The 16,631-nt window shown below is 37.2% G+C and carries 12 protein-coding genes and 1 pseudogene; all 13 read right to left on the bottom strand.

Annotated elements, in window-relative coordinates; genetic code table 11:
• Positions 1-19: 19 nt before the first annotated feature.
• The gene (locus H9N25_RS05395; RefSeq protein ID WP_223833598.1) at positions 20-991 is read right to left on the bottom strand and encodes a nucleotide kinase domain-containing protein; all 972 of its coding nucleotides are present in this window, start codon (positions 989-991) and stop codon (positions 20-22) included.
• 32 nt (positions 992-1,023) lie between these two features.
• Positions 1,024-1,908, bottom strand: a complete 885-nt coding sequence (locus tag H9N25_RS05390; RefSeq protein ID WP_190328196.1) for a nucleoside triphosphate pyrophosphohydrolase family protein — start codon at positions 1,906-1,908, stop codon at positions 1,024-1,026.
• Between the two features lie 13 nt (positions 1,909-1,921).
• Positions 1,922-2,853: pseudogene (locus H9N25_RS05385) on the bottom strand (hypothetical protein).
• Between the two features lie 4 nt (positions 2,854-2,857).
• The gene (locus H9N25_RS05380; protein ID WP_190328195.1) at positions 2,858-4,030 is read right to left on the bottom strand and encodes a toll/interleukin-1 receptor domain-containing protein; all 1,173 of its coding nucleotides are present in this window, start codon (positions 4,028-4,030) and stop codon (positions 2,858-2,860) included.
• Positions 4,031-4,032: 2 nt separating this feature from the next.
• Positions 4,033-4,815 (bottom strand): TIR domain-containing protein, encoded by a 783-nt coding sequence (locus H9N25_RS05375; protein WP_190328194.1) that lies wholly within the window; start codon positions 4,813-4,815, stop codon positions 4,033-4,035.
• Between the two features lie 16 nt (positions 4,816-4,831).
• Positions 4,832-5,431 carry a toll/interleukin-1 receptor domain-containing protein gene (locus tag H9N25_RS05370; RefSeq protein WP_223833597.1) on the bottom strand — a complete coding sequence of 200 codons (600 nt, stop codon included), beginning with the start codon at positions 5,429-5,431 and terminating at the stop codon, positions 4,832-4,834.
• Positions 5,398-6,012, bottom strand: coding sequence for an Nmad2 family putative nucleotide modification protein (locus H9N25_RS05365; protein ID WP_190328193.1), 615 nt, complete (start codon positions 6,010-6,012; stop codon positions 5,398-5,400). Before H9N25_RS05365 ends, H9N25_RS05370 begins: the two co-directional genes overlap by 34 nt.
• Positions 6,012-6,506, bottom strand: coding sequence for a TIR domain-containing protein (locus H9N25_RS05360; RefSeq protein ID WP_190328192.1), 495 nt, complete (start codon positions 6,504-6,506; stop codon positions 6,012-6,014). Before H9N25_RS05360 ends, H9N25_RS05365 begins: the two co-directional genes overlap by 1 nt.
• 550 nt (positions 6,507-7,056) lie before the next feature.
• A complete protein-coding gene (locus H9N25_RS05355; RefSeq protein WP_190328191.1) occupies positions 7,057-9,240 on the bottom strand; it encodes a DNA/RNA helicase domain-containing protein in 2,184 nt (727 codons plus the stop codon).
• The gene (locus tag H9N25_RS05350) at positions 9,241-9,564 is read right to left on the bottom strand and encodes a nucleotide pyrophosphohydrolase (protein WP_190328190.1); all 324 of its coding nucleotides are present in this window, start codon (positions 9,562-9,564) and stop codon (positions 9,241-9,243) included.
• Between the two features lie 170 nt (positions 9,565-9,734).
• A complete protein-coding gene (locus tag H9N25_RS05345; protein WP_190328189.1) occupies positions 9,735-10,553 on the bottom strand; it encodes a hypothetical protein in 819 nt (272 codons plus the stop codon).
• Positions 10,554-12,014: 1,461 nt separating this feature from the next.
• The gene (locus H9N25_RS05340) at positions 12,015-13,421 is read right to left on the bottom strand and encodes a TolC family protein (RefSeq protein ID WP_190328188.1); all 1,407 of its coding nucleotides are present in this window, start codon (positions 13,419-13,421) and stop codon (positions 12,015-12,017) included.
• The gene (locus H9N25_RS05335; protein WP_190328187.1) at positions 13,408-16,608 is read right to left on the bottom strand and encodes an efflux RND transporter permease subunit; all 3,201 of its coding nucleotides are present in this window, start codon (positions 16,606-16,608) and stop codon (positions 13,408-13,410) included. The genes H9N25_RS05340 and H9N25_RS05335 overlap by 14 nt, the downstream gene beginning before the upstream one ends.
• Positions 16,609-16,631 lie beyond the last annotated feature (23 nt).

Genomic DNA, 16,631 nt, shown 5'->3' with positions numbered 1-16,631 from the left:
AAAATCTAAGTACCGCCACTTAAGGAAGTTTCAATTTCCATTTAGGTGGATAGAAGTATTCTATTTCATTCTTGCTTGACTTATAAACCTGCTTAATCCTTTTTCTATCGGAATAACCGATAATATCTGGATGAGCTACCCTAGCATATTTATCGGTCTCACAAAATAAATTCTGACAGTCAATCAACTGCAAAGGCCGTAGCCCTAAACTCTTAAAATCCAAATCCAGCCTTTTAAATTCCCTTTCTTGATTATCTGTAACCCAACGTATGATGTCAGCCTCTGAGTAATCACCATAACTAGTAAAACATTTTTTAATCCCATCTTTAGCACCCGGACCAGGCATTACAAAGTCCATCTCGCTGAAATTAGTCAGTTCGCTGTAGTTGATATCTATTGCGTATTGATAAGCTAAAAAATTACCTATAGTGGGTAAATCTCGTAACAGAGAATATAAGCTTTCTAACGTTTTACAATTCTGAATACTTTCCAAAAATCTAGGTTTTAATATATATTGTTCTATTAATTTTAGATGGTTTTCGTGCTTAAAGTCATAGCCGAAAATACTTTTACCAGAGGTCATAATATAAGCGCCAGAATAAATAGCTTCTTTTGCTTTTCTCGCTTCGCTTAAAATAGTACAATACTCGTTAAAATTAAATGTTTCAACACAGATATTTCCGATCTCTTCCTCAAGCAGCTGCCAAGTACTTATTTTATTAAATATTTTAAAGAGTATAATTCTAAAAAGAATATCTTGTCGAGAATAATTTTCTTTTTGGTAGATAATATCTTTTATCAAATATTGACTAACCCTATCAGATGCTCTATAAACATTCGTAAATTTATGCCTTAGAAATATTGGATCATCAGTTAAAACTTCTTGTTTTGCAATCCTATTAAAAAAGATATTTTGACGTTCAGTTGCAAATTTCCAGTAAGTATCAAAAACTACACTTGGCTTCGGTTGCGATTTTTTCTTAAGTATCAACGGTATATATGAATTTATTCAAATGTAGGAATTTAGTTCTTCCCCAAATAAGTAAGTTTTCTATTTTTAATGCTTACTAATACTCTGCCACCTCCATTTTTTCTTAACTCATCATAAACTTTATATGAGTTTATAATGGCAGTTTCCCATTGCTTCTGTGTGCAATTTTCTACCTCTATACCACTAACTAATTTTTGAACAGTTTTTAAAACTTCTGTATCAACGCTATTACTATATTTGAACAATTGGTGGTCCATGCCATGACTGTAAATGTAAAGGCTAATTAATTCTTCTGTAATAGCTGCCCTTGCTCCGTCTTCTATCTCATCTGTATTACTATCACTTTTTCTTTTATTCTTCATTAGTTTTCTCACAACGGGCGACCAACCTAAAAAAGCTACATATCCAAAATGAAAAATATCGTGAAACCTATACCCATCATCTTGATGGGAATTATCCGAGATAATATCTCCTAGTTGCTCTCCCGTTGTATTATTGGTAATTTTAACCTTTTCTTTTCCTCCCTCATTAATCACATCAAACTGGATTTCGAATTCTCTAGCAAAACGCTCACTTTCTGGATATTGTTCATCATATATAATAAAATTCTCGGATTGATCAATATCAAATCTATCCTTAATCTTTAAGAGATTTCCTGATGCTATTTCATCAAGCTTCAATCCATTTTCGGTAGCTATTGTAGCTATATACCATAACAAATCACCAAGCTCTTCTTTAAGCTTTTTATTATAACTAGTATAAGCTTTCCCATCTCTTAGACTTTTTTTTAGTTCTGTAATTACAGAGCCTGCCTCACCGATTAGCCCTAAAAAGGGAACTAGTTTATTAGCTTCCTTTCCCTGAATATATTCTTGTATAGTTTTTTTTGCTTGTTCTTGATATGATGAAAATTCCATAATTGTGATGCTGTTAATTTTTAATAGCCTTTAGTCCTTTCATCAATAAAAAAACTATTTCGTGAATATTTTTGCTAGAAAATAAGATTTCATTCTCTTCAATACTAAGTTTATTAAGTTCTGAAAGTTTATTTAAATCATATTTCTCAAATTCTGCCTTCAGACTTTCAAAGTCAGAATATTCGCATTTATCTTTTACAAATTCTTGGAAGCTTTTTAGAAAGTCGCCCTGATATTGTTCCTCATTTGTAAGCCCTTTAACTTCTTCTCCTTTTATTAGGTTTATCAGATGTAACGTTGCTCCCCCAAATCCGCCTACTAAATAAACAGGTTTGTTTTCCCTTAATGTCAATAATGCTTCTTCTATTACTCCTGGAATATATCCCACGTAATTACTTGATTTTCCCCTACAAGAATTCGAGCGACACTGTCCTTAGCCATCTTGATTCTCATCCGTTTATAGCATTCGGCGTAGAGATATCTGTCCGCTACAACTGTATTTGGATTATATTTGATACTTTCATCAAATATAATACCTTCCCCAGATTCAACCTTTTTAACTCCAATTTGCTTTGCTTTAAACTCTATTAATGCATTTCTATCTAATTGTTTAAAATTTGGAGGCGCAAAATAATTGATAAACCCCGATGAGGGATCATCATTCTTTTTATAAAAATTTGCTAGCTCAGAGAAATAGTACGTAAATCCATTTATCCTTAAATCTCCTCCATAAAGTGCTGTGCCTCCATTTGCAATAATATAACGAGCAATTTCAATAGAAATATCATTTAAATGTTGCTCAGAAAATCCTAAAAGTTCTAAATCTTCATTTATAGAAACTGAAATGGCGATTTTCTTCTTTTTTAACTGCAAATATTTGTCGACAGCGGCAAATTTTTCGTCAACTAAAGCACTGTCTATTCCCGTAATATTTAATTCGTCCATAATATTAATGCAAATTAATAGGTGTTATAAACTCTACATCAGAATCCACTTCATTTAAGATAGACAACTCTTCTAAACCCAATGGAGGATCTGGATATAAGATAATTAACTTCTTATCAATCTCTTTCTGATATGCTTTTATGTCTACAAAATTGAATAGTTCAGGAGGAGAAGTTATCACTTTTATTTCTGCATCTATATCCTTAAGTACTTTATGGTTCGAAAGTAATCTGTACTGATATAGATTATTAAGCACCTGATATAGTGTTAAATACACTATATTGTAAAAACTCAACTCTTCGTCATTATCATTCAACACGGTCGTTGGCACGTTCCCCAAATATGGAAAAGCCCGTTTTTCTCCTTCTGTGATTTTATGTACTACTACAATAGGAGATTTATGCCTCTTGGCTATGAGAACCTCTCTACGGCACCACTCTCTGTTAGAGTATTCATCAGTATGAAAAACTACAAGTGCAGAATTTAAAATCTCTTGCTCAAACTGTTTAGCAAAGTCGTAACCATTTGCAATATCAACCGTATCGAAAAATACATCTAGCTTGAGATTATTCTCTATAAATTGCTTGAACTTAATAGTTGTACTTTGTCCGTCATATTTCGCATGACTTAAAAAAAGTTTAACAGGAGAACCAATTCTATGTTTTTCTTTGTCTTTAAAAATTGGATGGTATTCCATTAACAATCTAGCACAATCATGCAATACTTCCGATTTTATCTTTTTAATAGCTTTTGATAAATCTTCTTCTCTCTGAAAATCTAGCTTATCTTTAAAGAAAACCATGGCATCTACAAATTGTAAGTTAGATAGCCCGCATCCAATACTATGGGCTTTTTCAAATAGTTTAATGGGATAAATTCTATTATTATCGTCAAGTTTACCTACTATTTCAGAAGTAAATTGTTTAAAATAATCATCTAAAAAATAAACATCATCAATTAAACAAATGACTGCATTTTTTTCAGCGCCTGAAAAATCAACAGCAACGGGCTTATTATTATCTAATTTTGCGCTTCTAAAGTAAACCGGGATACCCAAACCTCTAGAAAGAGGGGTTTTATAATCTCTACAAAAAGTGTTATATAACTCTTTTGCAATAGCTTCTCCAACCAATGAGTCTGGATGCCAAACTATATATATATTTAAAGGATACTTCATATTTACTCATTTGTATTTTCTGTCATTTGTTTTTTGGTATTATCTATATTATCAGAGTGAGTATATCTCCTTTCAAAAGCGAGTTCGATATATTCTTGCATCTTTACTCTATCATCTGTCCAATCTCTTATTATAGCATAATCTGATTTAAGATTATCAGATACCCTATCAGGCAATAGATCATAATGATGGTGTCCAGTTGCATAATCAGAATGACTTGGTAGCTTCAATCCTAAAATACCAGAATACTTATCACCTACTTTGTAATTTAATGCACCAGAGATTTCCCAATCTATATGTTTTCTATGTTTTGTATTTGGACCTATTAAAACAACTAAAACAGTTGTGTCTGATAGATAACCTTTCTGAATTAACTGTTTTATATACCCATCAGAATTATCAGAATCTATATCACAATCTTCTACAGATTTATGAGTAATTAAATCGCCAAATAAATTCTTAAATTTCTCCTTGTAATCTTGATCCTCGTAATGGTAATAGCTTATGAATGTCTTTCTTTGAGTAATATTTTTAGGTACTTTCTTCCAACTAAAGATGTTTCCATCATACGAAAACTGTCCAATATTATTCCATCCACCTTTCTCATTACTCTTTATAGAACAAAATGTTTTACCTTTCGAGACCTGTTCTACCATCCAGCTTCTATTTCTTTCAAACTTGTAACCTAAAGAATCTCCTAAATCTTCACAATAAATAATATTATCAATAAATCCATTTTCATTTAATGATAATTTGCTAACACAATAATCTGCCCATTTAGCCATATTACTCTATTTCAAATTAATTATACGGATCATTTATCATAGCATCCATTACATTGGAAAGAGGATTTGCCGAATTTGCATAAGAACTCATCAGTTTAGTTTCTTCTAACAACGATTGGCTTTTCTCTAAAACATTACTGATTTTAATGTTAAAATCATATATATCTCGGATAATATTAGCTGTTCTAATATATTCTGGCAAAGAGCCTTTTGGAATTCCCTTAAGACACAGCACACTTAAATCTGTTTTATCATAACCATAGCCTATTTCAAAAGGAACCCAAGTAGATCGCAATGTATTTGGAGATACTAAAACTAACATGTGCGAACTATTATTTATTCCCTTTCTAATAGAATCAGTAACGGCTCTAGCATTATTAGATTGATGACTAATTCTTAAATCACCATCATACTCGTCGAAGTAAACATCAACTCCTGCATTAATTAAATAATCTGCTATTTTTCTAGCGGCATCCTTATCATTCTGTTGATGTGATATAAATACACACTTTACCCCTAAAGAAATGACCTTTGCTCTAGATTCATATTTTGTTGGATAATAATATCTATTTAGTGCCATCTTTAAAAAATTCTCTTTTGTCCATACTCTTTCCAATTAAGAGGCAAACCAGTTAAGCCCAAATCATATTTACTAATTACCTTGTCTATAAATTCTCTAGCCAATTGCTCATTATGAACGGTTATATAATCTCTATGTCTAATACCGGGACATATATCTAAATATTCGTTAGGAACTTTGAAATATTTATCTCCGAGGTATACAAAATGATCTGATACCAAGACATATTCCCCACTCAAGTCTTGCTTTAAATTCTTTTCGTTAAGCAGTCCATCATGTAGACTATGATGTGAGTCTGACTGAATCCAAACTCCATCTTTATTACTATATATATTATCTCCATGAATTTGCTTCAAACTTCCATTTAAAACAGGTTTTTTATAATTAAATCTTTCGTCCAACCAATATTCTTGAAAAGTTAATTTATCCGTTACTTTCATTAAAAAAATTAGATGATTTAACAATCCATTTTCTACAGCACCAGTACCAATAATCCAATCACCTATCTTAGCTTTTTTTCTAATGTGTGGTTTACAACAAGCTAAAGAGCAATATGCTCCAAATGGATTTGGAGCAAATCCATAATCCCTAGTAATCTTATATGCATAAACTGCCATTATTGACAACCTATTCTTATAACATTATTCTCTGGCTTTCTAGGCGCACCATCAGAATTACACCATCCAACATCTTTACCCTCTAAAGCATCTATTATTTTATTTGAATTCCACCCAACAACACCGTCACCAAATTTTTCTAAATTCTCTGGCATATCAGCATCTTTACCACCTTGCATAAAAACACCGATGATTCTTTTACCTAACTTGGCGGCCTGTTCTATTTCCCAATTCACCCATTTTCTTGAGTGAGTTTGCGAACCAATTAATACTACTACGGTTCCTGCCCAGCGCATTTTCATCCTTAAAAGTCGCTCTAAGGTTTGCTGAGGTATTTGCTTTTTTTCTAACCGCTCCCTATTTTTTTCTTTATTAATTCTGATAGAACTATTCCTAATATTATAATTCTTGCCTCCTAATAGATTCGTAAAATCAGTTACTGATTTATCATCTTTATGATGATGGCTAATAAATACATTCTTGGTCTCGGACATAATATCCACTTTTAGTTTAACGTTGGTTAACTAATAGTGTACACAAATGCACTGGTGGCATGAATTATAACGACATAGTATTTAAAATAACTAGAAGCTAACAATCATCACTTATGACGATACACTATTATATGATTTTTTATAAAGAAGGTTTTGATAGAATACGAAGGGAACAGAGCTAGAATTATTTAGATATCACAAGATAAACGAATAAGTTGAATTTCCAAAATCACTTCTTAAAATATAAAGATTTACTAACACTTACACGCACTCCGCTCTACATATTCCTTATTCCCCTTACTATTATAGTAAAAGCACCCGCCTTTAGAGCCCTGATATAATTTTTGGCCTGATTTATATGTGCCACATGGGGTATAAGTTTCGGTATCTGTATCTCGTCCTAGTTCATTTTGTTTGCTACAGGCCAGTATACCTATACTTAAAAACAGGATGTAATAAAATCTTTTCATGGCACCAAGATAGCGGGCCGCGAGAGGTAAAAATTACGGGTTTCCGTATCGGAGAGAAAATTTTTATTTAAAATAATCTGTTAAGGCAACACTTTTTGAAAAATCCCTATAACCTTTAAATCAATAGTTTCTTCATCTCTTAAAACAAGGGGCTTAAAATACTCATCGGTAGATAAAGGATGTAAGGTAATTTCTTCATGCACCCAACTATCATCAGTTTGGGCTTTCTTGCTTCTGTATTCTTTAATAGTATATTGACCGCCTAAATCTTTATCATATATATTGGTTGATTCGACTAAGCAAATCAATCCATTACGTGAGCCTCCACTATATTTTTTAAATAACGCAATTGATCCGTTAGGGATAATTTTATTCATAGATTCGCCAACAATTTTGCAAGCAAATAGATCGGCATTTGCCTTTAAGCTTTCAGGCAATTCCAAAAAGCTAATATTTTCAACTTGCTGGTAATAGGAAAATGAACCCGCAGCAATATTTAAATCATAAAAAGGAATGCATTGCCCGTTGGCTTTGTTCGGATATATATTTAGCGGCTTAACTTCAGCTATGGTTTCTTTTAATCGCCAAAACTTTTTAAAATGGTTACGCAGTACTGGATCGCAAACGTAAACGAAAGTTCCATTAATTCCTCTTAAAAAAATGGTTTTATAAATATTAATAATATAGTTTTTTAATATTTCAGGATCTTTAATAGAGTTTTTGCCATTTTTATCCTGATATAGTTGATCATGAATAATTAGTTTTTCTGTTATAGGATCATAGCTAATTTCAGGCCCAATGATTACGCCAGTATAATTTAGATCATAACCTTGAATAGTATGTATACAACCAACTTCATTTATGGCATTTGGTGTATTTACCCAATCAACGGTTACGGCATTCCATTGCAACTTTGTATCCTCGATAACAATGTCAAATTTGCTTTTATCTTTCTTTGAAATCCATTTCCAGGCAAAACCTGCAATTAATCTGGATAAGCCAAATTGCTGATCTTTCAATTTGATGTCATTCACCATATCATCTAGAGATTCGTAGAGATATGACTCATAGTTTAAACCAGGTGTATAAGGTTTTAATGCCTTATTTTGCTCAGTAAACAAACCTTGAATAAATTTTACGTATTCTGCACCACCCTTTACCCTAAATTGAGTTTTCAATATTTCGTAACGGATACCGGCTTTTTGTTTTAAATTATTAAAAGCAATGGTCGACACATCAGAAGGTTTTATACTTTGCTGCTCATCATAAAATAAGATGCTTTTATCGGCTTGTTTTAAAACCCAGTCCAGCTCAGAACTCGTCATTTTATCGAAACCTAGTGCTTCACAGTTTTGATCAAAGGCACCAAAATAAGCGCCCAAATTCACTCTTTGCCTTAAACGATGTGATTCATCAACAATTAATAAATCATATTTCTTTTTAGCCACATCAGCAGGCCCGATAACCATATTTGATTTTAACCCTTTAATCCCTTTAAAAACTTTTTCTATTGTTTTTCTAAACGAGGACATAGGCACTACTAAAGCCATTTCCAAATGACCGTATTGTTCCTTAACTTTTTTAAACAAATCAAAAAGTTCCAGATCATTCTCGTCAAAATCAGTAAAATTAAAATCTTCGGTATCTGTTTTTAAGAGTTTAAATAAAAATATAGCTAAAATACTCTTTCCTGTTCCAGCACCACCTTCAATTAAACTCACCTTTGCCCGATCATCCAACAAACATTTAAGTATCGCTTTTAGACTACTAACCTGATCCTCCGACAAACTTTTATAAGGCGAATATTTAAAAAGATCACTATTATCTATGTATTCTAAAGAATGTCTGGTAATACCCAACGTTCGGAGTTCAGACCAGATATCTTTAAAAATATCCCAATATAGTTCCTTCTTTTGGTAAAAGTTATGGTCAATAACGCCTAAATTACCATTTTGTAACTTATAGCGGCCATCGGCAGCTATGTATTTTATTAAATTCGATTCAATATCTAGCGTTGCAGATTTGTTAAAAAGATTACTAGAAATTAAATGTACTGAGTTAAGTTTTTTTTTACGATTGCTTTTTAAATGGGCTTTCATCCTACTAACAAGGTCGGTAGTTTCCCCAACATAAGCTTCATGCTCATTGTTTTCACTTAAAAAGTAAACTAATGGCCAGGATAAAAAATTCTGATGTTTTAAACTTATATCTGTTAAACTTTCTTCGGAAAATTTAGAGGTGCTAATTAGATAACGTTTACTCATTTATAGTTCATTATACTTTTTAGCCGTTCCCTTTGCTTTATCTACTGGGTACTTGCTATCGTTGAGTTTAATTTTATCCAGAATGATTTGCTTAACATCCAGATTATATTTTTCGGCTAACAATAACGCGTAAGAGAAAACATCTGCCAGTTCCTCTTTTATCTTATCAACATTAGCATCTTCGGCATTCTTCCACAAAAATAGCTCAAGCAACTCAGCCGCTTCTATATTTAAGGCAAGGGCTAAATCCTTAGGATTGTGAAACTGCGCCCAATCGCGCTCGTCTCTAAACTTTAGTAATGCTGCTGTTATCTCTTCGGTCATAAGGCTAATGATGCCCAATTTAAGAATATACTGTTGATTTGGGAAGTGCAATCCTATAAATATTTCAAGATTGACCAAACTCATCGGTGCATTAAATAATTCAGGTACAGATTCACAGCACCACCAACCTGATTAAATACCTAAAAATTCAGCTTAAAATAACAGCAAACTCAACCTTCCTCAACCACCCAGCTTAACTTATTTCCTTGCTCCACTACCTCCCTTTCCACTTTAGGTTGCCCCACAAAATCGACGACCAAGCCATCCTTTAAATGCAGGGCGTGAATAATTTTAGCCGCATAATAACGCCGGTCGGCATAGCGGGCAGCACCCGTAAAAAATGAAATGCCCATGGCGAAAATCAAGGCTTTATCACCCTGGTGATTTAGGTGTAAGGTCAAGATTGTTTTCGGAAAATGGCTGTTGCTTAAAGGGATCACCAGGTCATTTACTTCAATAATTTCGTAGTCACCGTTAGCATCCAGTTCGAAATAAAAGCCCATCACCTGCAATCGGGCTTCGGTAGCCTTAGGATGCGGTTTCAGGAGGTTTTTTATTTCGCCCTTAGGCAGCATCAATTTTACTAATCCATCGGGTTCTATGCGCAAATCGGTTTCGCTAAGCCATAAAGTTCCGAGGGGCTTGCTGCTGTTAAATTCGAAACCCTTAAGCAAAGTGATATCACCATTAATCAACCTTTTATCACCTGCATGTTCGGCCGGGATGGTTTTAAAGATTTCGATAAAACGTTTGTTCAAGCGGTTGAGGAGATCGCCATAAGCGTAAAGCTTTACGAGCGGTGCAAATGCTTTACGGATATAAGCGGCATTTCTGCTGGCCGTGCCAAAATCGCGACTGCTTTTTTTGCTCGCTTCGGTTTGTTGTTTGTGCGCAACTTTTTGTCTGACAACATCCTTACTTCCGCGTTTGTAAAAAACAAGATCGCCCAGTTGCCCATTAATTTTGATAATTCCATTTTGGATAGCCATAATTTTAGTATATTAGGTTAAACAAAAGGGATGATCACCCAATTTAGTCAATCTGACTAAAAATCCCAAAAAAAATATTCCAAAGCCCACCTTTACGCCACATTTACCCCACGTTTAGGCCACCTTTCGACCAGGCTTGCCTGCACCCTGCCGTACACCTACTTGCCTACTGCTTCGGACTTGCTTTGGTTGAAACAGCGCCACGTTAAAGGTCAGCGATACTAAAGACTTGCATCGCTTTCGGTTTGCGGGTTAACAATAGCTAAATAAAAGGTGAAGAGAAAGATAGCCTAGAGTTATTTTGGAGCACAGTTGTGTCGGTATTGGGGTATGGAAATGGTGGAGAAGGCAAAACCTCCCCAACCCCTCCTTCAGGAGGGGAGTTCCCACCCATAGTTTTAAAATTAAAAGCGCTTTAGGGTTCCCGCCTGCGCGGGAATGACGACCGCATTATAGCGAGCGCCTTACTCCTATCTGTCTATCGGCACCTTTCCCCAGAAAGGGAAAGGGCTAAAAAACAAATTACCGCATCCTGCAATATGCTCCATGCTATCTGCACCCTGCTATCCGGCCTGGGATATGATGGAAGGAGAAAACGTTAAAGCTTTTGCACCTCCTTTCAACCTACTACTACCTTGAGGCAGCACGCCCTCCCGATTTTTCATCGGGGGCTTGTGCTGACGACCAAAAAAGCTTTGACGAATTTATCCGACATCAGATCCAAGCCTTGATTGTTTGTTTCTTTATCATCAAGGATAAAGAAAGAGCCCTTCGGCGGCGGTGAGCCGAGGCAAGCCCGGGCAGAAGGCAGCAACATAGCGACCGCTTTAAGGTTCCCGCCTGCGCGGGAATGACGATCGGATTATAGCGAGCGCCTTAAACCCCTATCCACCTATCGTCACCTTTCCCCTGAAAGGGAAAGGGCTAAAAAACAAATTACCGCATCCTGCAATATGCTCCATGCTATCTGCACCCTGCTATCCGGCCTGGCAGATTTCCGCCGGAAAAAGCACGGAAATCTTTGCACTCCCCCTCATAACCCACAACCTAAGGCAGGATCAAAGCGAGAGCGATGGGGATAAGCCAGGCCTAAGAGCCTCGATACTGCCGCAATTAAGATTTCCGTAGGTTTTTACAAGAAAGGATGCAAGCCTTGGGTTTTTGTTACTTTTGGGCCAAGCCAAAAGTAAGAGCCCTCGGCGGCGGTGAGCCGAGGCAAGATAGTGCGGAAGGCAAAACCTCCCCCAACCCCTCCTGAAGGAGGGGAGTTCCCACCCATAGTTTTAAAATTAAAAGCGCTTTAAGGTTCCCGCCTGCGCGGGAATGACGATCGGATGATATAGCAAAGCGCCATAGAAACATTTATTAACAAAAAAGCACCAAGAACATCGCGCCCTTAGTGCCTAAATTTATACACAAACCTATAAGGTCTTTAAGACCTTATAGGTTTAGATATTTCAATTAATTCCACCCACCCCCTAACGAGCGGTACAAACCAACAACAGCATTTAACTGCTCTGTTTTAATGGTGGTTAACTCCAGTTCGCTCTGCAATAAATTGCCTTGCGCCGTAATTACCTCCAGGTAGTTGGCCATACCGCTTTTAAACAACAAATTGGCATTGCGCGAGGCCTGTTGCAAAGTTTGTGTCCTTTTTTCAGCTATGCTGTATTGCGTTTTTAACTTCTCTACTTTCGTTAACTCGTCAGACACTTCGCCAACAGCATTCAATACCGACTGACGGAACTGGATCACCGATTTCTCACGGTCGATTTTAGCCAGCTCTAAATTGCTTTTCAGCTGTCCTCTCTGAAAAATCGGCTGTGTAATCCCTGCCCCAACCAATCCGAATAAAGATGCCGGCACATTAAACCAGTTGCTTGCTTTAAAAGAGTTGATGCCTCCGCTTGCGGTAATCACCAACGATGGATATAAACTGGCTTTCGCTACACCAACCTTTGCATTGGCAATGGTTAAAGCCAGTTCGGCACTTTTAATATCAGGCCTGCGGCTTAACATCGACGAAGGAAAACCTGCATTCAGGTTCTGTGGGATATTCATTTTATCTAAACGGCTCTCGCGGTTAATGGCTTTAGGCAAAGTACCAATCAGTACGCTTAAAGCATTCTCCTGTAAGGTTACACCCTGCTCTAAACGGGGAATTAGCTGCGCGGCAACCAGCTGTTGTGCCTGGGCTTGCTGTATGGCCAGCGAAGTTACCTGTCCGGCATCAAACTGTAAATTGATAATCCTCAGCGTGCTATCGTTCAGCTTTAAGTTCTTTTTGGCAATTTCCAATTGTGCATCAAGCATTAACAAATTGTAATAACCTTGTGCAACATTGGCCACCAAACGCGTTTGAACGGCTTTACGTGCCTCTTCTGTCTGCAAAAAACTGGCTAAAGCGCCAGCCTTTTGGTTGCGGATTTTGCCCCAGATATCGGCCTCCCAAACCAAACCCAGGTTTGCATTGTAATCTTCAATGTGTGTTGAGCCTGTAAACTGGTTCAGACTTAATCCGTTTAAACTGTTATCGCTCGGACGGCTTGAATTTGCCGACACCTGCAGTTTCAGTTCAGGCAGATAACCCAGTTTCGATTGTTTAAACAATACTTCGGCTGCATCGATATTTTTCAATGCAATCTGCATATCGTAATTTTTAACCAAAGCTGTATCAATTAAATTTTGAACAGTGAGGTCGTTGATAAAACTCTTTAAGGGCATTGTGCCTATGCTCGAAGAGTCTTGTGGTGAACTGTTTCTAAATAAGCCTGGCGCAATATTGGGTAAGGCTGTATCTTTCGAAACCGAACATCCGCTCCAGATTAAAGCAAGGAGCAGGATGGTAATGATATTAAACCGTTTCATAAACTACATGATTATTATTTACAGGTTCTCCATTGTGGTGAACAACCTCATTTCTTGATTTTTTTGATATTTTTTCCTGTAAGGCCTGGAAGATGACGAACAGTACCGGAATGATGAACAAACCTAAAATTACACCCGATACCATACCACCTGCAGCACCAATACTGATAGAGTGGTTACCTTGAGCCGATGGACCTGTTGCAATACTCATCGGGAATAAACCAAACACAAAGGCAAGTGATGTCATAATAATTGGCCTGATCCTCAATCGCGCTGCTTCTATAGCCGAATCAACCAAGCTGAGACCTGCCTTTCGTCGCTGCACGGCAAACTCCACAATCAGGATGGCGTTTTTAGCCAGCAAACCAATCAGCATAATCAGCGCTACCTGTACATAAATGTTATTTTCGATACCGGTTAAGCCCAATACCACAAACACACCGAATACACCTGTAGGGATAGAAAGTATTACTGCCAATGGCAAGATGTAACTCTCGTACTGTGCTGATAATAAGAAGTAAACAAACACTAAACAAAGTAGGAAGATTATAGTAGACTGTCCGCCTGAAGAAATCTCCTCACGTGTTTGTCCGGAGAATTCGTAAGCATAACCCGTTGGCAATTGTTCTCTGGCAGTTTCTTCTATCGCTTTAATCGCATCACCAGAACTAAAGCCCGGTTTAGGGATCGCATTTACCTCGATAGAGTTAAACAGGTTATAACGCGAAGCCGTTTCAGAACCATATACGCGGGTTAATTTAACCAGGGTACTAATCGGCACACTTTCTCCATTTTTGTTTTTAACAAACACACGGTCGATACTTGCCGGATCGGTTCTGTCGGCCACATCAGCCTGAACCACTACCCGGTAATATTTACCAAAGCGGTTAAAATCTGATGCCTGCGCAGTACCAAAATAAGTCTGCATGGTTTGTAGGATATCTTTTTTGCTTACGCCCAACTGATCGGCTTTTTCGTCGTTAACATCCAATTGTAACTGCGGATAATCTGCTTTATAAGAAGTAAAAGCATAAGCAATAGCCGGTTTCGCCATTAACTTTCCGATAAAGTTATTTGCTACACCACTAAATTTATCCAGCCTGCCATTCGTTTTATCCTGTAACATTACGTTCATGGCCTCTACGTTACTAAAGCCCGGAACCGTAGGGAAACTGAATACAAAGAAGGTACCGGCAGATATGGCTGCCATTTTAGCCCTTACGATATTTTGTATCTCATCGATATTTTTAACCGCCCCTCTTTCCTCGTTTGGTTTTAACAATAAGAAAATCTGGCCGGCTGAAGGACTGTTTGATGCGGTTAAAAAGTTATAACCAGCCAACGACATCACAAATCTTGCTGATGGCATTGCTCTCAACTCTGCTTCGGCCTGTTTTAATATTTTATTGGTATTGGCCAATGATGTTCCCGATGGACTGGCAACCGCGATAGCCACAAAACCCTGATCCTCTGTCGGGATAAAGCCTGTTTTTGTTCTGCCTACAAGGAAAATGGTAAGCAGAACGATTAAGGCAAGCCCGCCCATACTGATCCATTTGTTGCGGATAAGCACTTTTAAGCCGCCAACATAACGGTTGGTCATATAATTGAAGCCACCGTTAAAACCTGCATAAAACTTTTCTACAAAACCTTTTTTAGGTGCGTTATGTCCACCTTCGGCATGTTTGTTCTTTAAAAATAAGGCCGCCAGCGCAGGACTTAAGGTTAAGGCGTTAACAGCCGATATAATGATGGCAATAGCCATGGTTAAGGCGAACTGTTTGTAGAAAATACCTGTTGAGCCGGTCATAAAACCAACCGGTAAAAATACGGCCGCCATTACCAATGTAATCGATATAATGGCCCCGGTAATTTCATTCATCGCCTCGGTAGTTGCCGCCCTCGGACTAAGCGAAGGGTTTTCTTCCATTTTGGCATGCACCGCTTCTACCACCACAATCGCATCATCTACCACAATACCTATGGCCAGTACAAGCGCGAACAGGGTTAAAAGGTTAACAGAGAAGCCGAACAACTGCATGAAAAAGAAAGTACCGATAATCGCAACCGGAACGGCTATAGCCGGAATTAAAGTAGACCTGAAATCCTGAAGGAAGATAAATACAACGATAAATACCAGTAAAAAGGCTTCTATCAAAGTGTGCTCCACCTGATTGATGGATTCATCAAGATCGGTTTTGGTACGGTAAAACTGATTGAACTTAATACCTGCAGGGAAATCTTTAGATAGTTTTGCCATCAGTTTATCAATGGCAATCTGGATTTCGTTGGCATTTGAGCCTGATAACTGGATTATACCAATGGTAATACCATCATGTCCGTTTAAACGGTTTACACTACCATAACTATAAGCACCCAATTCTACACGGGCTACATCTTTTAAACGTAATATAGAACCATCAGCATTAGAACGGATCGCGATATTCTGATATTCCTCTGGTTTGGTCAGTTTACCTTTATATTTAATGATATATTCAAAGGCTTCGTTGCTTCTTTCCCCAAACCGACCAGGTGCTGCTTCCAGGTTTTTGTCCTGAATGGCGGTGATCACTTCATTGGGTGTAATTTTGTAAGTGGCCAATTGACTTGGGTTTAACCAGATACGCATTGAATAATCTTTAATACCACCAAATACACTGGCAGAACCTACACCCGGGATACGTTTAAGTTCGGGAATGATATTGATCTGCGCATAGTTATTCACAAAAACGGCATCGTATTTTTTAGGATCTTCTGAGTAAACACCGATAGCGCCAATAAAGCTGTTTTGCTGTTTGGTGGTGGTGATACCATATTGTACAACCTCTGCAGGTAACTGGCTTGTGGCCTGCGAAACCCGGTTCTGCACGTTAACAGCTGCCTGATCGGGATTGGTACCCTGTTGAAAGTAAACTGTAATAGCCAAAGTACCGTCGTTACTGGCGCTGGAGGTCATGTATGTCATGTTCTCCACACCATTAATTGCTTCCTCCAATGAAGGAGTTACCGAACGTAAAATCGTTTCGGCATTGGCCCCAGGATACACCGCTGTTACCAATACCGACGGAGGTGCGATATTTGGAAAGCGCTCTAAGGGCAACTTTGTTAAGCCAAGTATACCAACTATTACCAGTAAGATGGAAATAACAGTCGAAAGTACAGGCCTGTCTATAAATTTCTGAAACATGACTTTTTAGATTTTAGGTCTTA

The sequence above is a fragment of the Pedobacter riviphilus genome (assembly GCF_014692875.1).
GTDB classification, from domain to species: domain Bacteria; phylum Bacteroidota; class Bacteroidia; order Sphingobacteriales; family Sphingobacteriaceae; genus Pedobacter; species Pedobacter riviphilus.
This window is presented reverse-complemented; position numbering and strand designations above follow the sequence as displayed.